This is a genomic window from Hominimerdicola aceti (assembly GCF_025567495.1).
In the GTDB taxonomy this organism is placed as follows: Bacteria; Bacillota; Clostridia; order Oscillospirales; family Ruminococcaceae; genus Hominimerdicola; species Hominimerdicola aceti.
This window is the reverse complement of sequence record NZ_JAOQJZ010000003.1, coordinates 61961-88956: the sequence shown is the minus strand read 5'-3', so window position 1 is coordinate 88956 and position 26996 is coordinate 61961. Positions and strand designations below refer to the sequence as shown.

Below are 26996 nucleotides of genomic sequence, written 5' to 3'. Positions count from 1 at the left end.
AATGATCAAGCTGAAATTAAAAGACGGCTCTGTCCGTGAGATCGAAAAGGCAATGCCTGCAAGCGAGATAATCAAGGATATCGGCATGGGACTTTACAAGGCTGCCTGCTGCGTAAAGCTGGACGGCGAAGTTTTCGACATGAGAACTGTCGTTGACCATGACTGCCATTTTGAAGTCATGACTTTTGACTCAAAGGCTGGTAAGGAAACTTTCTGGCACACAGCTTCTCACCTTATGGCGCAGGCTGTAAAAAATCTTTATCCTGAGGCAAAGCTGGCAAGAGGCCCTGCTACAGACACAGGCTTCTACTATGATTTTGAGGTAGAAAAGCCTTTTACGCCTGCTGACCTTGAAAAGATACAGGCTGAAATGAAAAAGCTTGCAAAAGAGGGCTATGCTTTGGAGCGTTTTGAGCTTTCTGCTGACGAGGCTATAAAGCTCATGGAGGAAAGACACGAAGATTACAAGGTAGAGCTTATCCACAAGCATGACGATAAGGGCGAAAAGCTTTCATTCTACAAGCAGGGTGATTTCGTTGACCTTTGCGCAGGTCCGCACATAATGAGCGTTGCACCTATCAAGGCTGTTAAGCTTCTTTCATGCACAGGTGCATACTGGGGCAAGGCAGAGGACGGCAAGCAGCTTTCAAGAATTTACGGAACTGCATTCCCTAAGGCTTCAATGCTCGATGAGTTCCTTAAACAGCAGGAGGAAGCTAAGCTTCGTGACCACAACAAGATAGGCAGAGAGCTTGAATATTTCACAACTGTTGATTGTATCGGTCAGGGACTTCCTGTTATGCTTCCAAAGGGCGCAAGAGTTATCCAGCTTCTTCAGCGTTGGGTAGAAGATGTGGAGCAGGCAAAGGGCTGTCTGCTTACAAAGACTCCGCTTTTCGCAAAGAGAGATCTTTATAAGATATCAGGTCACTGGGATCACTATCTTGACGGAATGTTCATTCTTGGCGACCCATATGACGAGGAAAAAGAGTGCTTCGCACTTCGTCCGATGACTTGCCCATTCCAGTATCAGGTATTCCTTAACAGACAGCGTTCATACAGAGAGCTGCCAATGAGATTGACAGAGACTTCTACGCTGTTCAGAAACGAGGACAGCGGTGAGATGCACGGTCTTATCAGAGTAAGACAGTTCACTATCTCTGAGGGTCACTACATTCTCAGACCTGACCAGCTTGAAGAAGAGTTCAAGGGCTGTTTGGAGCTTGCCAAGTATTTCCTTGACACTGTTGGTCTGCTTGATGACTGCACATTCAGATTCTCACAATGGGATCCTGCTAACCCTAAGAACAAGTACGAGGGTACGGCTGAGCAGTGGGAGCACGCACAGGCTGCAATGAAGACTATTCTTGACGACCTTGGCGTTGATTACGATATCGGTATCGACGAGGCTGCGTTCTATGGTCCAAAGCTCGACATTCAGTACAAGAACGTATACGGCAAGGAAGACACGCTTGTTACTATCCAGATAGATATGCTTTTGGCTGAAAGATTTGGTATGTACTATGTTGACAAGGACGGTCAGAAGAAGCTTCCTTACATCATTCACAGAACTTCACTTGGCTGCTTTGAAAGAACACTTGCTTATATGCTTGAGCATTTCAACGGCGTTCTTCCTCTGTGGCTCGCTCCTGAGCAGGTAAGACTTCTTCCTATCAAGGAGGGTCATGCTGAATACGCTCAGAAGATAGCCGACAGAATGACTGCTATGGGCATGAGAGTTACTGTTGACAACAGAGATGAGAACATTGGTACTAAGATCAAGGCTGCAAGACTTGAGAGGATTCCTTATATGCTCATCATTGGCGACAACGAGGTAAACAGCAACACTGTTACTGTTCGTTCAAGAAAAGAGGGCGAGCTTCCTGCAATGCCTGTTGACGAGCTTATCGCTAAGCTTGATGAGGAAATAAAGACTAAGGCTAAGTAATCGGCTTTGTTATACAGACGTTTTATGCGATACCGCACAGGGGAGTTTCTCTTGTGCGGCGTTGCCGTTTATAAAATATGGGGCGGACAGGATAAAATCCGCTTCGGGAAAGAGGTAATAGATGAAATCAGATATGATCTGGACGCTTGTGGCATTTGCATTCTATTTGGCAGGAATGCTTCTCATAGGTGCCGCATATATGAAGAAAACAAAAAGCTCCGAGGACTTTTTCCTTGGTGGCAGAGGACTTAACGGCTGGGTAGCGGCACTTTCTGCTCAGGCTTCTGATATGTCAGGCTGGATGCTCATGGGTCTGCCTGGCGCTGTTTACGCATTCGGAACGGGGCAGATATGGATAGCTGTAGGTCTGCTTATCGGCACTATACTTAACTGGGCGATAGTTTCGGGCAGACTGAGAAGATACACTATCAGGGCGAACAACTCCATGACGCTTCCTAAGTATCTTGAAAACAGATTTGAGGACAAGCACAAGGTAATGCTTTTGGTATCGTCGGTGGCAATCGTCATATTCTTCCTTGTTTACACGGCGTCTGCTCTTTCGGCAGGCGGAAAGCTTTTCAACTCTATATTCGGTATCGACTATAAGATATGTCTTACTATCGGTGCAGTAGTAATACTTGGCTACACTTTTATGGGCGGATTTATGGCAGTATGTGTAACTGACTTTGTTCAGGGTCTGCTCATGCTGGCAGGAGTTGTGACTATACCTATCATTGCGTTTTTCCTTGTTGGAGCAGGAAACGTTATGGACAACATCACTGCAAGCGGTGTTGAGGCACATCACTATCTTAACATATTCAATGATGAAAAGGGTCAGACCCTTTCAGCCATCGACATAATCTCTCAGCTCGGCTGGGCGCTTGGTTATTTCGGTATGCCGCACATTCTGGTAAGATTCATGGCTATAAGCTCTGAAAAAGAGGTAAAAAAGTCAAGAGTCATAGGCTGTGTATGGTGTGCTATATCACTTTGCTTCGCTTGCTTTATAGCTATCGTGGGCAGGGCTTATCTTGTGCCTGCACTTGCAAACAACAAGTCTGAGAATGTTTTCATCGAGATGATACAGAAGGTATTCAACTCCGATATCGGTCTGCCATTCGTCGGCGGAATTTTCCTTTGCGGAATACTGGCTGCCATAATGTCAACGGCTGATTCGCAGCTTCTTGTAACTGCCTCATCGGTATCGGAGGATATTTACCACTCATGTATTGCACCTAAGGCGGAGAGCAAGAAAGTCCTGCTTGTGAGCAGGATAACGGTTCTTGCTGTAGCGGTAGTAGCATACATAATAGCACTTGACCCTAACAGCAGTATAATGGGTCTTGTTTCAAACGCATGGGCAGGACTTGGAGCTTCGTTTGGTCCGATAATACTTATGTCCCTTTATTGGAGGAGAACAAACCTCGCAGGTGCGGCGGCAGGCGTTGCCAGCGGTGCGTTGTCGGTAATAATATGGGATTACATACCGCTTATAAACGGACAGACTTTAGGTGACAGGACCGGGCTTTACTCATTGGTAGTAGGTTTTGCGGTAAGTCTTATACTTATCATTATTGTGAGCCTTTGCACAAAGAAGCCGTCCGAGGAAATGCTGAAGGCATTTGATGATGTTAAGAACGGTGTGAACTGCGGTTGTGATGAAAAAGCATAACAAAGTAAAAGGTCCATGGGTACGCCCACGGACCTTTTGTATTTTATCTTTTAGCTATCATACTTTTCCTTATTTTCGCATCTGAATTCCGTAAACACCGCTTTATTGCCTTTATCCTCATATTTCTGAGCGTAAAGACCAATAACAACTCCCGTGAAATTACCTGCAAGCTCAGTAGACAAAAACTTCGTTTGAGCTCCGCCCAAGTCTATATCTCCCGAAAGCGTTTTCGCCGAGAAATTGTATGTAAAGTTGGAAGCATTACAGCAAAGCACAGCCGAGCTTTCTCCCTGTGGCAATGCTATGACATGATCCTCATGGCGAATATCGCCTATGCAAAGTCTTCGGAATAGCTCGACGCCTTTATCTGTGCGTCTTAACGCTATCTCATAATGCTGATCTGGGGTCATGTAGAACACCAATCCTGCTTCGCCCTCTGTTATCTCGACTTTGCACTCCACGTATAAATTCATTTCTTTCTGTCTTATGCAGATAAAAGCAGGCGAGCCGTCTGCCTCAAAGATCGTATGCTCGTTTGGCGTAAGCTCAAAGCGTTTTTTATCGAGCTTATAAAGGTTCATATCGGGGTTTTGCATAAAGCACCACTCACGTCCGACTTTGGTATTCTCGAAAGTGTATTCTTTCCAAAACTCCTGCCTGATATCCCCGAGTCTGTCGGTTTCAACTTCCTTGCGAGTTGTGCCATTATCGCCCATTGTGAACCAGCCGTTCTCGTCGAAAGTCACTGGTACGAGATATACTTCTCTGCCTGTAATGTGGTGCATCACCCACATATTTATCATTCTGAACGCAAGGTGGACGCACCAGAAGTTGCCGTTTTCGTCCTCCACAAGGTCACCATGACCGCACCCTTGTATCTCGTATCCACCAAGATTTCTGTTTGTTAGAACTGGGTTGTGAGGATAATTCTCAAAAGGACCATAAGGGGTCTTACCTTTGGCATAGACTATCATATGACCGTATTCCGTGCCACCCTCAGCCGCCATAAGGTAGTATTCGCCCTTTATTTTGTAGAGGTGCGGGCTTTCAAGGAAACGTCCGCCTGCACCCGTCCAGATGGTCTTGCTTGGCGTGAGCTTTTTGCCTGTTTCGATATCTATTTCGCACTGTGTAACACCATGGTTGCCCTCATCGTCCTCACCATTGGACATAAAGTAGGCTTTGCCGTTCTCAAAATACAATGACGGGTCGATACCGCCCTGCTGAACATAAACAGGCTCAGACCATTCACCATGGATATCGTCAGTGTAGACATAGAAATTTCCGCCATTCGTGACGTTGGTCGTTACCATGTAAAATCTGCCATTATTGTATCTTATAGTTGGGGCATAGATACCGCCACAAGAGCCTGCCCCCTCCAACGGGAGCTGACTTTTTCTTGTGAGAACATGACCTATCTGCTTCCAATTCACAAGATCGTCGCTTTCATAGAGGGGAACGCCCGGGAAGAACTGAAAAGAGCTGCAAACAAGATAGTATTTGCCCTCAGCCTTACAAATGCTAGGGTCAGGGTAAAAGCCTGATATGACTGGATTTATGTACTTCATATTGTGACCTCCGTTTATATTTTACAGACATTATAATCTATTTCAGATGGCTTTTCAATAGCTTCTCGTGCAGTATGAGTGAATTTTTGTGCAAATGAAAAAAACAATTTCCGTTTACGATTTTGGAAGTGGGTAGTGGCGATCAATTGGTACGGATATCTAGGCGGAATAGTAGCTTCGATGGGCAAATGCTGTTCTCTCCTATAGATTTTTTGCGGGGATATATGTTAAGTTAAACGTTTTTGATAGCGTGTTCAGTATAAAAGTTACAAATTGTAATTTTTGCTCCGACATTTGTTCGTATGGCATATAACAGTCTATATTCTGAGGATATATTTGAATATAGAACTTGTGTTCCCTGTGAAAACAAACAAATATTTTAGTCATTTCGGCAAAAAACGATAAAATCTGTTGCCAAATTGTAACCTTTATGATATTATGAAGTTGATATACGAAAACGTATAAGATAATTCTGTCAGTTAGGGGGCGTTTGGAATGGAAAAGGGGCTGAAAAAAGTTTTTTCGGCTATGGGCGCAGTATTTTGTGCTGTTATGATGATCATGCTTTGTCAGGTGACAAATGCGGTGAGCTACAGCGAACAGACCGTCACTGTGGACTATGATTATCAGGTCATAGACTCTTTTGAGGGCGTTGACGCTAAATACGTTCTCGGCTATTCCGACACCGGTTATTACTGCTGTGCAGGATATGTTTCACGTTTTTATGAAGAAAAGTTTGGCGTTACAGTATACAACATAAACATGGTGGACGACAAGCCTAGCGTGTACTGCTACGGCAAAAGGGCGGAGCTTCGTGAAGTGAAAACTCCGCAGGCAGGGGACATAATGCAGGACAAGGATTACTCTCATGTTGCCATTGTAAAGGACTGTCAGGGAACGACGGCTACTCTTATTGAGCAGAACTACAAATGGACTTGGAACGACACTGTTTACACTGTGAAAAACAGAAAGGTACTTACTAACAATCACTATTTCTACAGACTTTACATAAACGGCGTTGCGCAAAGCCTTGACATCGACATGACAAGACCTGTTATCGCAAACGCAGGCTGTGAGAACATCACGGGAAAAGGCTACACTGTTAAAGCGGATATTTCTGACAACAGGGCTGTGGCTTCGGTAAAGGTATCCACTTATTTTGAGGGCAACAAGACAAAGACTATAAGCCGTGTTTACACATCGGCGGTGAACTCGCTTTCACACTCAGTAAAGGTAACTGACCTTGGGAGCAAGGACGGATATTATATTACAACTATAACGGCTACTGACGAGGCTGGGAACAACTCTGAGCAGGTCATAAAGACTTATGTTGACACAACTGCGCCGACCATATCGGGGGCAAAGGTGGAGAACATCACAGCAAAGGGCTTTGATGTTTCTTGCAATGTGAGCGACAAGAGCGGAGTTTCAAAGGTGGTCTTCCCTGCTTACCCTACAAAAAATGGTGAAAGTGCAAAGAAATACGCAAGCGGAAAGCTTTCGGGTGGCAAGGCTTCGGCTTATGTTTCTGCTGAGGACTATTCAGTAAAAAGCGGTGAATTTACCGTTAAGGTAACGGCTTATGACAAATACGGAAACAGCTCAGCAAAAACTATAAAGGCTAGCATAAAGCCTGCGGCTTCGGTAACATTGGATAAGGCATCACTGACTCTTGACAAGGGCAAAAGCAGTGTTATTTCTGCAAAAATGGGTGGCGGAAGCGGTCTGACGGACTTTGTTTCCTGGAAGTCTTCTAACAGCAAAATTGCTTCTGTGTCAGACGGAAAGGTCACTGCAAAAGGGGTTGGCAGAGCAACTATCACGGCATACACAACAGGAGGAAAAAATGTTAAATGTACCGTCACTGTAAAGGGTAAAATCAGTGACAGCAGTATTTCGGCTATAAAGACGCAAAGCTACACAGGGAAGGCGGTTTCTCCTGCGCCTGCAGTGACATATGGCGGCAAAAAGCTTGTAAAGAACACTGACTACACTGTGAGCTACTCAAAGAACACAGCCATAGGTCAGGCAAGCGTAAAAATAACAGGCAAGGGCTTATACAAAGGCACAAAAACTGTGAACTTCAACATTCGTCCTGCCACAGTGACAGAGCTAAAAGTTTCTTCCACCGGTGAAAAGAGCGTTAAGCTTTCTTGGAAAAAGGTTACAGGTGCTGACAGCTACGCTATATACAGATATGACAACACAAGCAAGAAATGGCAGAGGATAAAAACTGTAAAGGCTGTGAGCTTCACTGACAGCGGACTTGCTCGTGCAAAGGGGTACAGCTACAAGGTAAAGGCTGTGAAAAAATCTGGCGGAAAAGAATACATTTCGGCTAGCTACTCAAAGGCTGTAGAGGCTGTCACAAAGCCTGCAAAGGCTTCATGCACGGCTAAATCAGCAGGCAGCGGTAGCATTGAGGTATCATGGAAAGCTGTTGGGGGTGCAAGCGGATATGAGATATACTCCTCTTCAAATGGCAGTGATTATGTGAAGTCGGCAAAGGTGGGTGGCTCTCACAAGAGTGCTATCGTATCAGGATTTGAGCCTTACTCACTTAGAATGGTAAAGGTAAGGGCTTACAAAACTGTAAACGGAAAGACTTCTTACGGGGCTTTTTCGCAGGCGGTTATGGTTATTGTCAGGTAGGCTGGATACAGAAACATATGATATAAAATAAGCAAGTGATAGGAGATATGCGGGCGACCAAAGGTCGCCCCTACGATAGTTCAAGCATTGTAGGGGAGCGGCGCAATTTCTGCTTTGCAGAAATACGACGTCCCGATTTCGGAACGTTACCATTTGTAAGATTGCAAAAAACTTGTGTAATTTCGCCATATATCATCAGTCGCCACTACGATACATGACTGGTACGCTACACAATTGAGGTAAACCAAACAAGCGAATGATGTTCGCCCCTACATTTTTATTGCTACACAAAAAAGGACAGCACTTTGGAAAAATGCTGTCCTTTTTCTATATTCATATGGGTCTATCTTTCCATTTTCCAGAACTCTACAGAGTATGGCTTAAGCTCGCTGCCGCCACCAAAATCATGGATAGTGCCTGTTAGAAGCTCCTCTGCCTGACCGCAGCCTGCGTCAAAGTGAGCTGTGAAAGGCTGATCGTCAGCGTTTATTGCAACAAGGACACGCTCACCCTCGAACTCACGCTCGATTATACACTGCTTATTGGTAAGAACAGGTATTTTGATAGAGCCATAGCAGAGAGCCTTGCTGTTTTTGTGTGCCTCTGCCATTTTTGAAATAAGCTCTGTAAGGTCGTTCCACTCAGGCTTTTCAAAACTTACACGGAGAGCAGGGTCGCCCTCGCTCTTGTTTGCCTTTGTTCCCCACTCTGAGCCGTAATATACACATGGGATACCAGGCATACCAAAGAGCATTCCATAAATAAGTGGCAAATGACGCTCATTTGTGAGTTGGCTTGCTATTCTTGATACGTCATGGTTATCAACAAAGCACAGCAGGTGCATTCCTCTGTATCTGCACCAGTTCTCAGGTCCGAACTGATTTTTCAGAGAGTGGCATATCTCGAACATATTCATGCAGTTGAAGCTTGAATAAAGTCCCTTATAGCACTCGTAGTTCGTGCAGGAATGGAGCATTTCAGGATTTACCCACTGAGCGTAATCACCATGTAGAAGCTCGCCGATAAGAACGAAATCCTGCTTGAGCCAATCGCAATGCTGTCTAAGGCGCTTCAAGAAGTTCTTATCAAGGCAATATGCAACATCAAGGCGGAGTCCGTCTATATCAAACTCCTTGACCCAATTTGTTATGCATTCCAAGATATGATCCACTACCTGCGGATTGTTGAGGTTCAATTTAACAAGGTCGAAGTGACCCTCCCAGCCTTCATACCAAAGTCCGTCATTATAATTGCTGTTGCCGCCGAAATTGATATGGAACCAATCTTTATATGGTGAGTTCTCACGGTTTTTCAGAACGTCCTGAAAAGCCCAGAAGCCTCTGCCGACGTGATTGAAAACGCCGTCCAAAACTACCTTTATGCCGTTTTCGTGAAGCTCTTTGCAGACCTTTGCAAAGTCCTCATTTGTGCCAAGGCGGCAATCTATCTTGCGGTAATCTCTGGTATTATAGCCGTGAGTGTCGGAATCGAACACTGGTGAAAAATAGATAGCGTTGGCACCAAGCTTTTTGATATGAGGTATCCAATCTATTACCTTTAATATTCTGCTTTCCTCTTTGCCGTCATTCTCAAATGGCGCACCGCAGAATCCAAGAGGATAGATCTGATAAAATACACTTTCGTATGCCCACATAATATTATCTTCCTTTCTGATACTAATAGAAAATGTTGTTCGCAGATGAAATATGATTTGCTGAGAAAAAGCGTGCGAAAGCTGTTCGCCCCTACAGGGTAGCGTTACGTTATTTGTACACCAATTTCTTCAACTCATTCATATTTTATTGGTTATCTGCGAAACTATAGTTAAACTGTACAAAATACAACATTACTATTATATCAAACTTTGGCATATTTCTCAATACTCATTTTTCATTAATATAATCCACACTTTTGTGCATTTTGTACAACTATTGACAAATCAATCGTGAAATGATATTATATTTATAACAAATGTCAAGGGTTGATTTTTGGTAAAGGCAGGGATAAAAATATGAAGAAGATACTTGTGCTTTTCACAGGCGGAACTATCGGGAGCATTACTACTGACGGCATAATAGATGTTGAGCGTGAGGGAAAATACGCTGTTGTGGAGGCTTACAAGAGTGCATACGGCGATGACGTGGAATTTGAATGTCGACAAATACTTAATATACTCAGCGAAAACATGGGGTTTTCGGGGTGGGAGAAAATGATACACGAGATAAACAGCATCGACACGGCTTTATACTCGGGAGTTATCCTCACCCACGGAAGCGACACGCTGGCTTACACTTCTGCTCTGCTTGGAATGTATTTCAGGCATTTTGATATACCCCTTTTTATTATCGCAAGCAACAAGCCCATTGGCGAGAAAGGTTCAAACGGGCTTTTCAACTTCACCTCGGCGGTGGGGCTTATAAAAGAGGGAAAATACAAGGGTGTTTTCACGCTGTACGAGAGGGTCATGCTTCCTACTAGGGTGATACCTGCAGACACCTGTCGGGACAGGTTTGGGGTATATGGTTATGACGGCTTCAATGATTTTTCGGTTTTCAGCGGAGTGAGCGAGAATATGCTGTCACGCCCTAGGGAACGGATCTTCCATAATGATGTCAAATTTGGGAAACGTATTCTTTTTATAGAGGGTTATCCTGCAATGGACTTTGGGTGCTTTATGCCAAACGAGGACACGGCGGCGGTGCTTTACTCACCTTATCACAGTGCGACGGCTTGCACTGACGTTTCAAAAGGAAAAAGCTATGCACTGACGGAATTTATCAAGCGGTGCATAACAAAGAACATTATGGTGTATATTTGCGGTCTGAAAAGAAAAGTGCCTATATACTCCACTGTGGCGGAGATAATAAAGGCAGGCAGCATACCAATATACACCACCTCAGCGGTGGCGGCTTATATGAAGCTTCTGCTTGCTTACAATCAGGAGGAAATGCCTGTGAAAGAGGTCATGGGGAAAGACCTTTTCTTTGAGGAGGTAAAATTCTCATAAACATTGTTTCAGTTATTGACAAAATGCTGAGCTTGTGATAAAATCAAAGTATATTAAAATAGTATATTTAGAAAAAGTACAACGGAGGTAATAAAAATGGCAGACACAAAAATTTCAGACTCAGTTATTTATATTGGTGCAGACGATCATGACATTGACCTTTTTGAGAGCCAATATGTTGTGCCAAACGGCGTTTCGTACAACTCTTATGTTATCATTGACGAGAAGATAGCGGTAATGGACACTGCTGACCCTAGGGTAACGGACGTTTGGTTTGACAATCTTGAAAAGGCTTTGGGCGGCAGAAAGCCTGATTATCTTGTTGTTCAGCACATGGAGCCTGACCATGCAGGAAACATCAAAAAGCTTGCGGAGAAATATTCTGAAATGAAGATAGTGGGAAACGCAAAGACGTTCCCTATGATGAAGCAGTTTTTCACCATTGACGGACTTGACGATAGGTCTGTTGTGGTAAAAGAGGGGGACACGCTTTCTCTTGGAAGCCACACACTTCAGTTCGTAATGGTGCCTATGGTACACTGGCCTGAGGTAATGGTGACATACGAGCAGAGCGAAAAGCTTTTGTTCTCTGCTGACGGATTTGGAAAGTTCGGCGCACTTGATGTTGATGAGGACTGGGCTTGCGAGGCTAGAAGATACTATTTCAACATTGTGGGCAAATATGGTGCACAGGTGCAGGCACTGCTGAAAAAGGCGTCGGCACTGGACATAAAGATGATACTTCCTTTACATGGTCCTATACTCAAAGAAGATCTTGGTTACTATCTTGGACTTTACAACACATGGTCAAGCTATCAGCCTGAGAGTAAGGGCGTATTCGTAGCGTATGCGTCGATACACGGAAACACTGCAAAGGCGGCTGAGAAGTTCGGCGAGATGCTTAAAGAAAAGGGTGCTGAGAAGGTAGTTATCAGCGATCTTTCAAGAAGTGACATGGCAGAAAATATCGAGGACGCTTTCAGATATGACAGGATCGTACTTATGGCAAGCAGTTATGACGGTGGTGTGTTCCCTGTTATGGAGGACTTCCTTATGCACCTGAAGTCAAAGAACTATCAGAACAGAAAGATAGGTCTTGTAGAGAACGGCTCATGGGCGCCTACTGCGGCAAGAGTTATGAAGGGCTATGTAGAAAACTTCAAGAATGTTACAATTGCTGAGCCTGTTGTGACTATACGCTCTACGCTTAATGAGGCTTCGGAAAAGGCTTTGGGCGAGTTGGCTGAGGTCATGGCTAGGGGTGAATAAATTTCGCTAAGTCAGATAAATCAGACACAAAAAATGCGGGCGGCCAGAGGTCGCCCCTACAGATATGAAAAAGGCAGGACGTTTTGTCCTGCCTTTTGTGTTATATCACATTGCCGTCTGTGGTGATTATTCTTACTGCCACGGGGATATTTTTGCCGCTGTCGGTGACTGCTTTTCTTACTGCGTGTTCTATTCCGCCACAGCATGGAACTTCCATTCGGGCTACTGTTATGCTGCGGATATTGTTTCTTTTCACTATCTCGCCAAGCTTTTCGGAATAGTCTGTGGCATCAAGCTTCGGACAGCCTATGACGGTTATTTTGCCTGTCATGAAATCGGAATGGAAGCTTCCGCAGGCATAGGCTGTGCAATCCGCAGCGACAAGCAGGTCTGCACCGTCAAAGTATGGAGCGTTCACAGGTACAAGCTTTATTTGCACAGGCCACTGCATAAGCTGTGAGGGAGTCTTTGATGTTGGGATATCAGTTGGAGCTGGCTTTTTGGCAAAGGTTTTCATCATTGAGCCTGGACAGCCATGGAAAACCGGTTTGCCAAGACGTTTTTTGTTTTCTTCCACTGCCTTTTCGTCATAGGCGGCAGCTTCTCGCTCAACAAAGGATATGGCGTTCGTTGGGCAGGCTGGAAGACAATCTCCAAGACCATCGCAATAATCGTCACGCATAAGCTTTGCTTTGCCGTTCACCATGCCTATTGCACCTTCGTGGCAGGCTTTTGCGCAAGCACCACAGCCGTTGCACTTTTCTTCGTCTATTTGTATAACTCTTCTTATCATATGGTTACCTCCGTATTTTTATTGATATCTTTCGTTTCGGCATAAAGCTCTTGACTTTATGCTATGATTATAATATAATCTTATCGCAAAGTCTGTTGTAATTACAACAAAAGCATAAAATTATTTCGTAAAAATGAGGAAGATAAAATGGATAATAAATACATCAAGATAATAAAAGGCACTCCCCTTTTTCAGGGCATGAGCGATGAGGAGATAGCTCAGTTTCTCAGACCTGACGGCAGTGGCATAAAAAGCTTTCGCAAGGAAAGCTATATTTTTCACGCAGGAGACAAGACCGCTTATTTCGGCATACTTCTGGAGGGCAAGGCGCTTATCGAACGTGACGAGCTTTGGGGCGGCAGGAGCATAATCGCTCCTTTGGAGGCAGGACAGCTTTTCGGAGAGGTCTATGCCTGTACAGGTGAACCGCTTGGGGTGAGCGTATGTGCAAAGGAGCAATGCACAGTGCTGTTTTTATCCCCTGAGTCTATTATAAAGGAAAGTTCGACGCTGACGGCTAGGCTTCTAAAGATAACGGCTATGAAAAATCTCAGGCTCAACGAAAAGATACAAGTGATAACCCCCAGGACTATCAGAGGGCGTGTTATGGCTTATCTTTCTTCGCTTGCAAAGAAAAGCGGATCGCACATTGTCACGACAAATTTCGACCGTCAACAGCTTGCAGATTTTCTCTGCGTTGACCGCAGTGCGCTGTCAACAGAGCTTGGAAAAATGCACCGTGAGGGGCTGATAGATCTAAATGGTCGGGAGTTTATACTGCCTGAAAACTGTTCTCGTGGAACGTGATTTGTTAATTTATATGTAAATAATAAGTCATTTAACCATATTCATTTTTTCCGCTCTTTTTAAAGAAAAATTGCATATTTTATATTGACACAACCTGCTTTGTGTTGTATAATATATATAGTGCCGCCGTGACAGTTCATAATTACTTAAACGTTTATTGCGGAAATGTATTTATTTACAAATAGTCACGGTATTGGGAAATTGATTGAAAGGATTGATTGCTTTGGCAAAGAAGAATGAAAGCATAAGCGACAAGATCGTTCGTTTGTATAAGGAGGGCTACTCCATTCCTGAGATAGCAAAAGAAATGGAGATGCCTAAGGATAATGTTCCGAGAATACTTGAAAAGCACTTCCCTGACTATGCAAGCTTTGAACAGCCTGTAAGAGAGAGTGCTGATGAAAACGGCAACGGAAAAAAGAGCGTTTTCAATATGTCTGTAAGCGAGCTTTTCGGAAAGAAGAACAAAAAGCAGGAGAATGTTGAGCCTGCAAAGGTAACTGTAAATCTGGCTATGGACGATGACGGATTTGTTGATCACAGTGTTGCGGCTATCGCCTCAATGCTTCAGAAAGGCAGAAGCGTAAACGATATTGCAGGATTCTTTAATAAAGATCCTGAGGATATCAAGGCTGTTCAGGGCTGTATGGACGAGCATTTCAAAAGAATGAATACATACAAGGGTCCAAAGGTCGACCCTGCGTCTGAGCATAAGGAAGAGCCTGTTCAGAACATAACTGATCCGCTGGCGGCAAGCCTTGCAAGCGGCATTGCAAAGAGAAAGAGCAATATGTATGCAACAGGTATCGAAACACCTGCAAAGGCTGAACCTGCTTCCGCTCCTGTTCCTCCTGAGGACAATAGCGTTCACCTTGTTACTCCTGAGGCTCTCAAAGAGGCTGAGGAAAAAGCTAAGGCAGAGGAAAATGCAAAGGCTGAAGCTGCTGTGGCTGAGGAAATTCCTACAATGGACGAGGTTGAGATGCCGTCCATCGAGCCTATAAGCCTTGATGACACAATGGTGGTTTCACCTGCCCCTGAGTCTACTATGCCGTCTATAGAAGACGAGATAGCTGAAAAGAAAGCTGCGGAAGCTGAAAATACAAATAATAATGAGGAGGGCGAGAATATGGGTATGAGTCCAATGGAAAAAATGCGTATGTTTGCACAGGAGCAGATCGAGCTGAACAACAAGAAAATCGACGAGCTTAAGGCAAGCATTGCTGAAACTGAGGCAAAGTCTTTGGATCTCGGTAAGCAGGCAAGCGATATCTACGAGGAGATCGTTAAGCTTCAGGAAAAGGCTAAGGCACTCAACGCCGAGAAGGAGCAGGTTGATATTCAGATCAGTCAGGTAAACGCTGAGATCGAAGGCATCAGAAAAGAAAACAACGAATTCAAGAGCTATATGTAATAGCGTCTTATTCAAATCATATAAGGCAGGAGGCTTCGGTTTCCTGCCTTTTTTATTTGCGGAGAATGAAGTAACAGAGTATGTGCAAATATGGAAAAAAGGCAAGAACGCAAGCGGGCGACCTTGGGTCGCCCGTTAATTATTAGGTTTGTTGCTTCGACGGGCGAACGCTGTTCGCCCCTACAGAATGGGGCGTTTTTTTGATTAAAGTCAAACTTTTTTGTCTGAAAGTATTGAAAAAGGGTGGCAAATATGGTACAATGCTTTTATAAACCTTGAAAGGATATTTTATATGAGCAATATACTTATTCTGGCATTCCTGTTCTTTGCAGGGTGTCTGATAGGCTGGGGGATAGAAGTTATTTTCAGACGATTTGAGCCTAACAACAAAGCAAGAAAATGGATAAACCCCGGCTTTCTTATTGGTCCTTATCTGCCTTTATACGGATTCGGGCTTTGCACCCTTTATCTGCTGGCAGGACTTGAAAAATTTATACACACTGACAACACGGCTTTGCAGAAGTTTATACTCTTTTTGCTTATGGCTATCGCAATGACAGTGATAGAGCTTATTGCAGGCGAGATATTCATTGTGAAAATGCACGTCAAGCTGTGGGACTACACGGGAAACAAATTCAACTATAAAGGCATAATATGTCCGTTGTATTCGCTCATATGGGCAGCACTGGGCGCGGTCTATTATTTCTTTATACACCCATATATTCTTGACGCACTCAACTGGCTTGCGAATAATTTGGCGTTCTCGTTCTTTATTGGATTTTTCTATGGTGTTTTTGCTATCGACCTGTTCTATTCCCTGAAGCTGGCAGAGAAGATAAAAACGTTTGCGGAAGAGAACGATATGGTCATCAGATACGAGGAGTTCAAACGGCACATCAGGGAAAGTTCAGAGGAGAGAAAAGAAAAATACAGATTTATGCTTTCCATGGGCTCAGGTGCAAGGCTTGGCGAGCATTTGAAAAAATATCGTGACAAACAGCGTGAGGAGCAACGTGGACACAGGCTCAATGACTTTATATCAAAAATAAAAAAGTCGGATACATGAAAATTAACAAAATAACCATTGACAAAACATCAGCATGGTGATATACTGATTTCATATGTAAAAAACGTTGACGAAGACAGTAGGCTTTATGCGAAAATCTCAGCGAGCCGCCGACAGTGAGAGGGCGGTATGATTAGCTTCAGGCTGAATATCACTTCCGAGTTGCAGGCTGAAAATCAGTATGATAAGTAAGCTTCGCCGCTTTTCCTGCGTTAAAGGGAACGCATATGTCAGTATGCTGAAAAGGTGGTTTGCGAATGGCTTTACGGCTTTCGTCCTGTTTCAGGGCGGAAGCCTTTTTTATTGCATTTTATCTTTATGCGTAACTGATCGTTTATTACAAAATCAGAAAGGATTGATCTTCGTGTACAAAAAGGTTGACACCAATCTGAACTTCGTTCAGAGAGAAAAAGAAGTGGAAAAGTTCTGGGACGATAACAATATCTTTGAAAAAAGTATTGACAGCCGTAAAAAGGGCGAGTCCTATGTTTTCTATGACGGACCTCCAACGGCTAACGGCAAGCCGCATATCGGTCACGTTCTCACTCGTGCTATCAAGGATATGATACCAAGATACCGTGCTATGAAAGGCTATCAGGTACCTCGTAAGGCCGGCTGGGACACACATGGTCTGCCTGTTGAGCTTGAGGTAGAGAAAATGCTGGGGCTTGACGGCAAGGAGCAGATCGAGGAATATGGTCTTGAGCCGTTTATCAAGAAGTGTAAAGAGTCTGTATGGAAATACAAGGGCATGTGGGAGGACTTCTCAGGCACCGTTGGCTTCTGGGCTGACATGGAACACCCTTATGTTACCTATGACAACAATTTTATAGAGTCTGAATGGTGGGCTTTGAAGCAGATATACGAAAAAGGCTTGCTTTACAAGGGTTTCAAGATAGTTCCTTACTGTCCACGTTGCGGCACACCGCTTTCTTCTCACGAAGTTGCTCAGGGATATAAGACTGTCAAAGAGCGTTCTGCTATCGTTCGTTTCAAGCTTGTTGGCAAGGATGAATACTTCCTTGCATGGACGACAACTCCTTGGACGCTCCCTTCAAACGTTGCCCTTTGCGTAAACCCTGATGAAACTTACTGCAAGGTAGAAGCCGCTGACGGCTACACTTATATTCTTGCCGAAGCGCTTCTTGACACTGTTCTCGGCAAGCTTGCAACTGAGGACAAGCCTGCATACAAGGTGCTTGAAACTTACAAGGGCAAGGATCTTGAATATATTGAATACGAGCCGCTTTATGAGTGCGCAGGCGAAAGTGCAAAGAAGCAGGGCAAAAAGGCTCATTTTGTTACCTGCGACAGCTATGTAACTATGTCAGACGGTACCGGTATCGTTCATATCGCACCTGCTTTCGGTGAGGACGACTCCCGTATCGGCAAAAATTATGACCTGCCTTTCGTTCAGTTCGTTGACGGCAAGGGCGACATGACTGAGGAAACTCCATTTGCTGGAATGTTCGTTAAGGACGCTGACCCTGAAGTACTCAAAGACCTTGACAAGTCAGGCAAGCTTTTTGCCGCTCCTAAGTTCGAGCATGATTATCCGCACTGCTGGAGATGTGGCTCACCTCTTATCTACTATGCAAGAGATACTTGGTTCATCAAAATGACAGATGTCAAGGACAGACTTATCGCTAATAATGACACTATCAACTGGATTCCTGAGAGCATTGGCAAGGGACGTTTCGGTGACTGGCTGAAAAACGTTCAGGATTGGGGCATTTCAAGAAACAGATATTGGGGTACTCCGCTGAACATTTGGGAGTGCGAGTGCGGTCACAGACATTCTATCGGCTCTATCGAAGAGCTGAAGTCAATGTCAGACAACTGCCCTGACGATATCGAGCTTCACAGACCATACATTGACAATGTAACTATCAAATGCCCTAAGTGCGGAAAACAGATGCACCGTGTATCAGAGGTAATAGACTGCTGGTTCGACTCAGGCTCAATGCCTTTTGCACAGCACCACTATCCATTTGAGAACAAGGAGCTTTTCGAGTCACAGTTCCCTGCTGACTTCATTTCAGAAGCTGTTGACCAGACAAGAGGTTGGTTCTATTCACTCCTTGCTATCTCGACGCTTATATTTGACAAGGCTCCATACAAGAACGTTATCGTGCTTGGACTTGTTCAGGACGAGAACGGTCAGAAGATGTCAAAGTCAAAGGGCAACGCTGTTGACCCATTCGAGGCACTGGCTAAATACGGCGCAGACGCTATCAGGTGGTATTTCTACACAAACTCTGCTCCATGGCTTCCTAATAAGTTCCATGACAAGGGCGTAACAGAGGGTCAGAGAAAGTTCATGGGCACGCTTTGGAACACATATGCGTTCTATGTGCTTTATGCTGAGATAGACCAGTTCGACCCTACAAAGCATGAGATAGAATATGACAAGCTTTCTGTTATGGACAAGTGGCTGCTTTCAAAGATGAACTCTATGATAAAGGCTGCTGACGACAACCTTAACAACTACAGGATACCTGAGGCTGCAAAGGCTATGCAGGAGTTTGTTGATGATCTTTCCAACTGGTATGTAAGAAGAGGCAGAGAGAGATACTGGGCACAGGGTATGTCACAGGACAAGATAAACGCTTACATGACTCTTTACACTGCTATCGTTACGCTCTGCAAGTGTGCAGCACCTATGGTACCATTCATCACTGAGGAGATCTATCAGAATCTTGTTAGAAGCGTTGACAAGGACGCTCCTGAGAGTATCCACCTTTGCGATTATCCTGTTTGCGACGAGAACATGATAGACGAAAAGCTTGAGTCTGACATGGAGGAAGTTCTGGAGATAGTTGTTCTGGGACGTTCTGCAAGAAACGGCGCAAGCCTTAAAAACCGTCAGCCTTTGAGCGTGATGTACGTTGCAGCAGACCACCCACTTGACAGCTACTATATTGACATCATCAGAGATGAGCTTAATCTTAAGGACGTTCAGTTCTCAAATGATGTATCTGCATATATCGATTATAAGTTCAAGCCACAGCTCAAGACACTTGGTCCAAAGTACGGCAAGCAGCTTGGTGAGATAAGAACACAGCTTTCACAGCTTGACGGTCACAAGGCTATGGGCGAACTGAACGAAACAGGCAGCCTGAAACTCACGCTTTCAAGCGGTGAGATAGCACTTGACAAGGATGATGTTCTCATCGAATCTGAGCAGAAAGAAGGCTTCTACACCCTTTCTGAAAACGGTGTAACTGTAGCTATCAGCACTGTTCTCACTCCTGAGCTTATTGAAGAGGGCTTTGTAAGAGAAGTTATCAGCAAGGTTCAGACAATGAGAAAGGATTCGGGCTTTGAGGTAATGGATCACATCACTGTTTCTGTAAGCGGCAGCGAAAAGGTTATGGCTGTTGTTGACAAGAACAGAGAGGCTATTTCTCATGACGTTCTTGCAGACGATATCGTACTTGGCGAAAATGTCGGCAACGAAAAGGATTGGGACATCAACGGCGAAAAGGTTTCTATCGGCATAAAGAAGAACTAATTCTGAGATATAAAAAATCAAGCAGGACAGCTTTCAGGCTGTCCTGCCTTTTTTGTTTTGGGTTATAAGCCATTCACAGCTCCCCCTACATAAAACACAAAAATGGCGAGGTGAAAGACCTCGCCATTGATTTTCTATATTACTTTCTTGCTTCCAGAGCGGAGATAGATTCCATTATCTTTGACATCTTCTCCTCTGCCTTTGCAAGCTTTGCCTTTTCGGCTTCGATAAGCTGTTCAGGGGCTTTTGCAAGGAAGCCCTGATTGCTGAGCTTTTTGCTGAGGAAGTCTATATCCTTCTGTGCGTTCTTTCTGTCCTTATCAAGACGTGCAAGCTCCTTGTCAACATCTATGATATCGGCAAGCGGAATGAAGAATCTTGCACTGTCTGTAACAGCGGCGGCGCAATCCTTTTCCTCGCACTTATCTGTGATAATGACCTCAGACGCAGACGCAAGTCTTTCAAAGAACATTACGCCCTGTGAGAATACTTCTGGCTGTGCAGTTTCAATATAAAGCTTTGCCTTTACAGACGGCGGAACGTTCATTTCACCACGGCAGTTTCTTATGCTCTTTATGCCTGCGATTATCTTCTCAAATGTTGCTTCTTCATCGGCAAATTCAAGCTTTTCGTCATATACAGGATAATCCTGAACCATGATAGCTGTGCCGTCATTTACGAGAGCCTGCCAGATCTCCTCGGTGATATAAGGCATGAATGGGTGGAGCATTTTAAGCATTCCTTTCATTACCCACACGAGAACTGCCTGTGCTGTGGCCTCTGTTTCACCGCCTGCTGCTATTCTTGGCTTTGTAAGCTCGATATACCAATCGCAATAGATATCCCAGATAAAGTCATAAAGCTTTGAAACTGCTACGCCAAGCTCGAACTTATCAAGATTATCGTTTACTTCCTTTGCAAGAGTATTGAACTTTGATATTACCCACTTATCCTCAACATTGAGGTTTTCAGGGAGCTTATCAGCCTTGAAATCGTCAGGAAGATTCATCATGATAAATCTTGCGGCGTTCCATATCTTATTGGCAAAGTTTCTTGAGGATTTTACCTTATCCTCGATAAATCTCATATCGTTTCCAGGTGCGTTGCCTGTTGCGAGCATAAATCTCAGGGCATCTGCGCCGTACTGGTCGATGATAACAAGCGGGTCGATACCGTTTCCGAGAGATTTTGACATCTTTCTGCCCTGTGAATCTCTAACAAGGCCGTGGATAAGAACAGTATCAAAAGGCTTCTGCTTCATGTTTTCCATGCCTGCAACTATCATTCTGGATACCCAGAAAGGAATGATATCATAGCCTGTTACGAGAGTGTTTGTTGGATAGAAATACTCAAGCTCCTCTGTCTTGTCAGGCCAGCCGAGAGTTGAGAACGGCCACAGTGCTGATGAGAACCATGTATCGAGGGTATCAGGGTCCTGACGCATTTCCTTGCCGCACTTAGGACAGCAAGCATGGTCTTCCTTTGTTACCACAGTTTCACCGCAATCGTCGCAATAAAATGCCGGTATCTGATGACCCCACCAAAGCTGACGTGAGATACACCAATCTCTGATATCGTTCATCCAGTTAAGGTAGTTCTTCTCAAATCTTTCAGGAACAAACTTGATAGAGCCGTCCTCAACAGCCTTTATTGCAGGCTTTGCAAGCTCGTCCATTTTAACGAACCACTGGAGGGATACTCTTGGCTCGACAGTTGTTCCACAGCGGTAGCAAGTACCTACGTTATGCTCGTGATCCTCAACATAAGCAAGGAAGCCGCCCTTTTCAAGGTCTTCAACTATCTTCTTTCTTGCTTCATATCTGTCCATACCTGCATACTCAGGATAATCGTCAACTATCTTTGCGTCCTCAGTAAGAACGTTGATAACAGGCAGGTTATGTCTTTTACCAACTTCAAAGTCGTTAGGGTCATGGGCAGGGGTTATTTTTACGACGCCTGTACCAAACTCCATATCAACATAGCTGTCGGCAACGACAGGTATCTCTCTGCCAACAAGCGGCAGTGTGAGTGTCTTGCCCACGATATCCTTATATCTTTCGTCCTTTGGATTTACTGCAACAGCTGTATCGCCCAGGAGCGTTTCAGGACGTGTTGTAGCAAGCTCTACATATCCGCTTCCGTCTGTGAGAGGATATTTCAGATGCCAGAAGTGACCAGCCTGATCTTCATACTCAACCTCTGCGTTTGAGATAGATGTACGGCAATGCGGGCACCAGTTGATTATTCTTTCGCCTCTATAGATAAGTCCCTTATTATAGTAGTTTATGAAAACTTCCTTTACAGCCTTTGAACAGCCCTCGTCCATTGTGAAACGCTCTCTGTCCCAATCGCAGGAAGAGCCGAGCTTTTTGAGCTGCTCAACTATTCTGCCGCCGTATTTCTTTTTCCAATCCCATGCTCTTTCAAGGAAACCGTCCCTGCCGATATCGTCCTTTGTAAGGCCCTCTTTACGCATAGCTTCAACTATCTTTGCTTCTGTTGCGATAGAAGCGTGGTCTGTACCAGGTATCCACTCTGCGGCATATCCGCTCATTCTCTTCCAGCGGATAAGTATATCCTGCAAAGTTTCATCAAGGGCATGACCCATATGGAGCTGTCCTGTGATGTTCGGTGGTGGGATAACTATACAGTATGGCTCTTTCTTGGAATCAGGCTCGGCATGGAAAAATCCGCCGTCAAGCCAGTATTTGTAGATCTTATCTTCTACCTTATTAGGCTCATAAAGCTTTGAAAGCTCTTTTTTCATTATAAAACAATTCCTTTCGCAAATATTTTTTTATCACAGTATCGTGGCAAGACCAAGAGGCATTGCCTTTTTGCCGTCAGACTCGTGTCTTAGGCTGTCTGCGAAACGGAACTGTGAATTTCATTTGAAAGCTGAATTTGAGATCACACATTATATTCTTTCCTTTCCGCATGATATGGCATTACTGCACCTATTATAATATTATCTCACTTTTGCACCGAATTGTCAAGGGCTGATGACGGTATGGAACGAAAAAAGCAGAACAGCTTGAAACTGCTCTGCTGAGAGTGTTGAAAAAGACTTAAACAAGCGGGACGCCGAGGGTGCCGTCTCCTACAACTTGCATAAAAACGAATTTACGCTTTACAGCTTGAAATGAACGGGCATACCGTTTTTCATTGCTATTTTTACCTCGCCTTGGATAAGTGGCAGGAAGTATCTTACGGCTTCCGGCTTTACGTCATTGCCGTCCTCGCTTAACCACTGGGCAGGGAAGAATTTTTCCTTATTTGCAGCATCATGGGCGTCAACGCTGTCAACGGTCACAACATAAGGCACGTCGCTGATACGCTTGAATATCATCATTTTACCTGTTTTCCCTGCAAGAGCCGCTTTTACGCCTGCTGAGCCTATTTCCTCGGCTTCGTCTATATCCGTCTTTGAACAGATATGAGAAGAACATCTCTGCATAACGTTAAGCTCAATAGAACGGACTTTACAGCCGATATTCTCTTTAACGAGCTGTTCAAGGGTCTTTCCTATGCCAGAGAGATACTCGTGACCGAAATTATCCACAACTCTCGGCTTATTTTCCTCGCCCTTAAGCTTTACGCCCTCGGAAACTGCGATGATAACGGCTTTGTGCTTTGCCATTTGATTTCTTATGTCCTCGAGGAACTTTTCGGCGGTAAAGTTATTTTCAGGGAGATAGATAAGGTGAGGGGCTATCTCGTCATTTGCTCTGAGTACGCAGGTGGAAGCTGTAAGCCAGCCAGCGTGTCTGCCCATTATCTCAACGATAGTGACGGACTCGATAGAATAAACCGAGCTGTCACGGATTATCTCCTGAACCGTTGCGGCAACATACTTTGCGGCAGAGCCGAAGCCTGGTGTATGGTCTGTTACAGGCAGGTCGTTATCTATAGTCTTTGGTATGCCTATAACTCTTATCTTTGAATTTCTTGCCGCAAGATAATCGGAAAGCTTTGCCACGGTATCCATAGAATCGTTTCCTCCGATATAAAAGAAAGCTTCTATCCTATGCTTTTCAAGGCAGTTCAGGATACGCTCATATGTTTCACCGCCCTCCTCAACATCAGGAAGTTTATAACGGCATGAGCCGAGAACTGTTGACGGTGTCTGTCTTAGAAGCTCCATATCCTCGTTTGTTTTTATAACAAGCTTAAGATCTATGAGCTGGTCGTTTATGATACCCTCGATACCATTGAGCGAGCCGAAAACGGCGTCTATCTGTGGAGTTTTCACAGCCTGTTTGAAAACTCCCACCAATGAAGCGTTGATAGCGCAGGTAGGTCCTCCTGATTGTGCAACGGCAATATTCATTATCATCAATCTCCTTACAGCTTACTGAGAATATTAAAATTCTCATATTTGTTATTATTATAGCATATTATATATACAAATAAAAGGGTTATGAAAATTTATTAACATATTTTTTCCCTTTGTAACAAAACAAGCCTTCAATAAAACGTTATATCTATCCACTTTGATAATTTTCACATCTATTACATAAAAACGCCTCCCGATTTACACCATATTGTTATAAAGTAAATGTAAATCGTAACCGAATTTTAATTGACAGAACAGTTTATATTTTGTATAATTAAAGATATAGACACGAAATGTGTCGAACTTTAGTCAATGAACCGAAAGGAAGAATATAAATAATGCCTGACAACAGAAACAATAAAGGCTACTATCGTCCTGAACAGGATCGCAGACCGCAGGGTCAGAACAGACCTCAGCAGCAGGAAAGCTCCACTTGGCTCACTCCTACTGTAAAGGGAATAATAGCGATACTGCTGACTGTACTTGTGGTAGCCATAGTAATAATGATATTTGCAAAAACTCTTTTTGTGAACACCAACACCACTCCGAAAAAGACCGGTACGATAACTTCTACGGAATACATTCCGCCAAAGACCACCACAACTTCGGAAGAGCCGCAGAAAACATCTAAAAAGTCCAAAAAGACCACTGAGCCTGACGAAGATCCATATGACGGTGATAAGGATGACAACGGTGACGCTGTTGGTGATATCCAGTGCATAAGTGCAGTTTATCTCCACCCACAGCCTACATCGAGCAGTGAAAATCTTCTCACTATCCCATCGGGTGCGACCTGCAAATACTACCGCAACGAAAACGGCTGGTATTATGTTGAATATAATGGCACAAAGGGCTACGCATGGCAGACATTCTTCTCGACGCCACCACAGTAATGTGTTTTACGATTTCTTAAATAACGCAGAACGTGCAGCATGGAAATATGCTGCACGTTCTGTTTATATACGCAAAAAAGCGGAGGTGTTGTCCTCCGCTTGATGTAGCTTATCATACAGATAGAACGTGTTAAATAGCGGGCGAACGCTGTTCGCCCCTACACACAAATGTTACAATCAGAGCTCTACCTTATAGTCCTCTGAGCCTACACCCTTTACAGTGTAGTAAGCAACGCCCTCTTCAGGCTTGATGTATACTGAAACTGTCTTTGGTGTTCTGTGACCCTTTGCCTTGTAGTCAGCCTTTGCAGCAGCCACTACAGCTTCAACATTTATCTCTCCGCCTGCGAACTGAACGAATACCTCGTCCTTTATCTCAGCCTCAACTGCTTTCTTTACAGTTTCCTTCTTTGCCTTTGTTGCCTTTGCTGCGGTCTTTACTGCCTTTTCTGCCGTCTTGACAGCTTTCTTTGCTGTTTCCTTTACTGCTGCGCCTGTCTTTTCAGCGGCAGACTTTACCTCAGCCTTGACTTCCTTTACAGCTTCTTCTGCCTTCTTGTCAGCGGTGATCTTCTTTTCAGCCATTGTAAAACCTCTCCTTTAAAAGTGTTACTAATTACTTATCCACAGCCTCTTTAAGAGCCTTGCCTGCCTTGAATGCAGGAACCTTCTTTGCAGGAACATGGATAGGCTTCTTTGTTGCAGGATTGATAGAATCCTTAGCTGCACGATCTCTTACCTCAAATGCACCAAAACCTACGATAGATACCTTTTCGCCCTTTACAAGTGCCTCTGTGATAGTTTCTGTTACAGCCGCAAGTGCCTGCTCTGCTTCCTTTTTAGAATAGCCGCCCTTTTCTGCTATTGCGGATATCAGATCATTTTTTGTCATTTTGAATCTACCTCCGTTATAATTTTTTACATTGTTTTTATGCTGTTATTATAACGTATTTGACCCCTATTGTCAATTAATTTGCCCGATTTTACGTGCTTTCTTGCAATCTTTGTAGCTTTACATAAAAAAGAGGCACAGTCGCCGCTTGATTTTTGTACTTATTCACACGTTGGAAATAGTATTTATAATTTAGCCATAATTAACTTTCGATCAGCATCATTATTTTTTTATAAACGCCTATTTTTCGCACTTTGTAAAAATCGCCCACAAAATATTCTTACATATATTTCATCTCAAAGTTCATTAAATATTTACATTCTTTTATATATTCTCTCATGCAACATAATTCATTTTTTCAATCCGTATTTTTCATAAAAAGCCTCAACATCGCTGTCGCTTTTCACAAGCTCGGGATACATTATCTCACGAGTGTTGCGGTTATAAAAGCCGATAGTTTTCTCGCCGGTACAGGTGCTTGACATTATTTTTATCTCCATTCCCCTGCACTCCTCAGGGACGGGCTTGACAGTTTTCTTTTTGAAAATTCCCACGGAAATTCCCCCTAATATTTTTTTAGACGTCTTATATAAGCGAAAGTGTAGTCCTCGCCTTTATCACGAAGCATTGTAAGAAGATTCTCCAAAAGGTCTGATGTTTCAGGGTGGATGGCTCTTGTCTTTTTTGCTCTTAAAAAGTACGCAAGAGGTGCACCGTCGTCGTATTTGTCTTTCATATATATCTTGCTTGCGGCAACTCTGTCGCAGAACATTTCTTTCACATATTTAAGGGGCATTTTCACAGGGGTCATCAACTTAGTCCGCAGGTCATAGTCCGTCCAATATTCAAAGTGATGCTTATTTCTTCCCTTGTGATGCATCCAGCCGTAAGAAAATCCGTATTCTTCACGCTCTGCTTCATGGGGCGAACGTGTGCCTTGATAATATTTACAGCCCTTGAGAAACTCCTCCGGGGAATATTTTGAAAGGTCATGCCTCAGACCCTGCCACAAAATGCCTGCCTTATAGCAGTTTTTTATCACTCCGTGGCGATGTCTTGTAATGGTCTTGAAATGCTCCCATGCCTTTATCAAAACGCTCATCTCCTCTGCATTTCATCTTGTGACCTTATTATACTACTTTTGCTTTATTATTTCAACAGCCTG

19 protein-coding genes are annotated in these 26996 nt (G+C 43.9%); 10 read left to right on the top strand and 9 right to left on the bottom strand.

Translation table 11 applies throughout. The annotated features are described in order from the left end of the window. Window position 1: 1 nt before the first annotated feature. Together thrS and putP are read left to right on the top strand one after the other, a co-directional pair. Window positions 2-1948, top strand: coding sequence for a threonine--tRNA ligase (thrS, locus tag OCV57_RS04010; protein WP_046441614.1), 1947 nt, complete (start codon window positions 2-4; stop codon window positions 1946-1948). A 121-nt stretch (window positions 1949-2069) separates the two neighbouring features. Continuing rightward, window positions 2070-3620, top strand: coding sequence for a sodium/proline symporter PutP (putP, locus tag OCV57_RS04005; RefSeq protein WP_267300517.1), 1551 nt, complete (start codon window positions 2070-2072; stop codon window positions 3618-3620). 50 nt (window positions 3621-3670) lie between these two features. On the opposite strand, the gene OCV57_RS04000 is transcribed toward putP, so the two are convergent. Beyond that, window positions 3671-5188 carry a glycoside hydrolase family 43 protein gene (locus OCV57_RS04000; protein WP_267300515.1) on the bottom strand — a complete coding sequence of 506 codons (1518 nt, stop codon included), beginning with the start codon at window positions 5186-5188 and terminating at the stop codon, window positions 3671-3673. A gap of 495 nt (window positions 5189-5683) precedes the next feature. Between OCV57_RS04000 and OCV57_RS03995 the strand changes: the two genes are divergently transcribed. Next, window positions 5684-7840 carry an Ig-like domain-containing protein gene (locus OCV57_RS03995; protein ID WP_267300514.1) on the top strand — a complete coding sequence of 719 codons (2157 nt, stop codon included), beginning with the start codon at window positions 5684-5686 and terminating at the stop codon, window positions 7838-7840. A gap of 343 nt (window positions 7841-8183) precedes the next feature. On the opposite strand, the gene OCV57_RS03990 is transcribed toward OCV57_RS03995, so the two are convergent. Continuing rightward, complete coding sequence (locus OCV57_RS03990; RefSeq protein WP_022286667.1) at window positions 8184-9494, bottom strand: alpha-amylase family glycosyl hydrolase; 1311 nt, start codon at window positions 9492-9494, stop codon at window positions 8184-8186. 357 nt (window positions 9495-9851) lie between these two features. Between OCV57_RS03990 and OCV57_RS03985 the strand changes: the two genes are divergently transcribed. Both OCV57_RS03985 and OCV57_RS03980 read left to right on the top strand, forming a co-directional pair. Next, window positions 9852-10847 (top strand): asparaginase domain-containing protein, encoded by a 996-nt coding sequence (locus OCV57_RS03985; RefSeq protein WP_267300513.1) that lies wholly within the window; start codon window positions 9852-9854, stop codon window positions 10845-10847. A gap of 96 nt (window positions 10848-10943) precedes the next feature. Beyond that, window positions 10944-12116: an FprA family A-type flavoprotein gene (locus OCV57_RS03980; RefSeq protein WP_267300512.1), complete on the top strand. Its 1173-nt coding sequence runs from the start codon at window positions 10944-10946 to the stop codon at window positions 12114-12116. 100 nt (window positions 12117-12216) lie between these two features. Here OCV57_RS03980 and OCV57_RS03975 read toward each other — a convergent pair whose 3' ends face one another. Beyond that, a complete protein-coding gene (locus OCV57_RS03975; RefSeq protein WP_267300511.1) occupies window positions 12217-12909 on the bottom strand; it encodes an ATP-binding protein in 693 nt (230 codons plus the stop codon). A gap of 147 nt (window positions 12910-13056) precedes the next feature. On the opposite strand from OCV57_RS03975, the gene OCV57_RS03970 reads away from it, so the two are divergent. The 4 genes from OCV57_RS03970 to ileS all read left to right on the top strand — a co-directional run bounded on the left by OCV57_RS03970 (window position 13057) and on the right by ileS (window position 19710). After that, window positions 13057-13716: a Crp/Fnr family transcriptional regulator gene (locus OCV57_RS03970; protein ID WP_267300510.1), complete on the top strand. Its 660-nt coding sequence runs from the start codon at window positions 13057-13059 to the stop codon at window positions 13714-13716. 223 nt (window positions 13717-13939) lie between these two features. After that, complete coding sequence (locus OCV57_RS03965; protein WP_267300509.1) at window positions 13940-15130, top strand: coiled-coil domain-containing protein; 1191 nt, start codon at window positions 13940-13942, stop codon at window positions 15128-15130. Between the two features lie 292 nt (window positions 15131-15422). Continuing rightward, window positions 15423-16196, top strand: a complete 774-nt coding sequence (locus tag OCV57_RS03960; protein WP_181979691.1) for a putative ABC transporter permease — start codon at window positions 15423-15425, stop codon at window positions 16194-16196. Between the two features lie 364 nt (window positions 16197-16560). Continuing rightward, window positions 16561-19710, top strand: coding sequence for an isoleucine--tRNA ligase (ileS, locus tag OCV57_RS03955; RefSeq protein ID WP_267300508.1), 3150 nt, complete (start codon window positions 16561-16563; stop codon window positions 19708-19710). Between the two features lie 139 nt (window positions 19711-19849). Here ileS and OCV57_RS03950 read toward each other — a convergent pair whose 3' ends face one another. Both OCV57_RS03950 and OCV57_RS03945 read right to left on the bottom strand, forming a co-directional pair. Then, on the bottom strand, window positions 19850-22477 hold the full coding sequence (locus tag OCV57_RS03950; RefSeq protein WP_022286824.1) for a valine--tRNA ligase: 2628 nt from the start codon (window positions 22475-22477) through the stop codon (window positions 19850-19852). A 363-nt stretch (window positions 22478-22840) separates the two neighbouring features. Continuing rightward, window positions 22841-24040, bottom strand: coding sequence for a 6-phosphofructokinase (locus OCV57_RS03945; RefSeq protein ID WP_117863161.1), 1200 nt, complete (start codon window positions 24038-24040; stop codon window positions 22841-22843). A 344-nt stretch (window positions 24041-24384) separates the two neighbouring features. On the opposite strand from OCV57_RS03945, the gene OCV57_RS03940 reads away from it, so the two are divergent. Then, window positions 24385-24939, top strand: a complete 555-nt coding sequence (locus OCV57_RS03940; protein ID WP_186490092.1) for an SH3 domain-containing protein — start codon at window positions 24385-24387, stop codon at window positions 24937-24939. Window positions 24940-25116: 177 nt separating this feature from the next. Here the strand turns inward: OCV57_RS03940 and OCV57_RS03935 are convergent, their stop codons facing one another. From OCV57_RS03935 to OCV57_RS03920, 4 genes are all read right to left on the bottom strand, one after another. Continuing rightward, window positions 25117-25524 (bottom strand): DUF6465 family protein, encoded by a 408-nt coding sequence (locus OCV57_RS03935; RefSeq protein WP_022286827.1) that lies wholly within the window; start codon window positions 25522-25524, stop codon window positions 25117-25119. 31 nt (window positions 25525-25555) lie between these two features. Beyond that, on the bottom strand, window positions 25556-25831 hold the full coding sequence (locus tag OCV57_RS03930) for an HU family DNA-binding protein (RefSeq protein ID WP_022286828.1): 276 nt from the start codon (window positions 25829-25831) through the stop codon (window positions 25556-25558). A 350-nt stretch (window positions 25832-26181) separates the two neighbouring features. Beyond that, entirely contained in the window at window positions 26182-26385 is a 204-nt protein-coding gene (locus OCV57_RS03925; RefSeq protein WP_038670658.1) for a hypothetical protein, read from the bottom strand. An 11-nt stretch (window positions 26386-26396) separates the two neighbouring features. Next, window positions 26397-26933 (bottom strand): DUF5662 family protein, encoded by a 537-nt coding sequence (locus OCV57_RS03920; RefSeq protein ID WP_117857482.1) that lies wholly within the window; start codon window positions 26931-26933, stop codon window positions 26397-26399. Between the last annotated feature and the right edge of the window lie 63 nt (window positions 26934-26996).

Coding starts and splice junctions, on each gene's coding strand:
- thrS (WP_046441614.1), top strand. CDS start 2: ATGATCAAGCTGAAATTAAAAGACGGCTCTGTCCGTGAGATCGAAAAG.
- putP (WP_267300517.1), top strand. CDS start 2,070: ATGAAATCAGATATGATCTGGACGCTTGTGGCATTTGCATTCTATTTG.
- OCV57_RS04000 (WP_267300515.1), bottom strand. CDS start 5,188: ATGAAGTACATAAATCCAGTCATATCAGGCTTTTACCCTGACCCTAGC.
- OCV57_RS03995 (WP_267300514.1), top strand. CDS start 5,684: ATGGAAAAGGGGCTGAAAAAAGTTTTTTCGGCTATGGGCGCAGTATTT.
- OCV57_RS03990 (WP_022286667.1), bottom strand. CDS start 9,494: ATGTGGGCATACGAAAGTGTATTTTATCAGATCTATCCTCTTGGATTC.
- OCV57_RS03985 (WP_267300513.1), top strand. CDS start 9,852: ATGAAGAAGATACTTGTGCTTTTCACAGGCGGAACTATCGGGAGCATT.
- OCV57_RS03980 (WP_267300512.1), top strand. CDS start 10,944: ATGGCAGACACAAAAATTTCAGACTCAGTTATTTATATTGGTGCAGAC.
- OCV57_RS03975 (WP_267300511.1), bottom strand. CDS start 12,909: ATGATAAGAAGAGTTATACAAATAGACGAAGAAAAGTGCAACGGCTGT.
- OCV57_RS03970 (WP_267300510.1), top strand. CDS start 13,057: ATGGATAATAAATACATCAAGATAATAAAAGGCACTCCCCTTTTTCAG.
- OCV57_RS03960 (WP_181979691.1), top strand. CDS start 15,423: ATGAGCAATATACTTATTCTGGCATTCCTGTTCTTTGCAGGGTGTCTG.
- OCV57_RS03950 (WP_022286824.1), bottom strand. CDS start 22,477: ATGAAAAAAGAGCTTTCAAAGCTTTATGAGCCTAATAAGGTAGAAGAT.
- OCV57_RS03945 (WP_117863161.1), bottom strand. CDS start 24,040: ATGAATATTGCCGTTGCACAATCAGGAGGACCTACCTGCGCTATCAAC.
- OCV57_RS03940 (WP_186490092.1), top strand. CDS start 24,385: ATGCCTGACAACAGAAACAATAAAGGCTACTATCGTCCTGAACAGGAT.
- OCV57_RS03935 (WP_022286827.1), bottom strand. CDS start 25,524: ATGGCTGAAAAGAAGATCACCGCTGACAAGAAGGCAGAAGAAGCTGTA.
- OCV57_RS03930 (WP_022286828.1), bottom strand. CDS start 25,831: ATGACAAAAAATGATCTGATATCCGCAATAGCAGAAAAGGGCGGCTAT.
- OCV57_RS03920 (WP_117857482.1), bottom strand. CDS start 26,933: ATGAGCGTTTTGATAAAGGCATGGGAGCATTTCAAGACCATTACAAGA.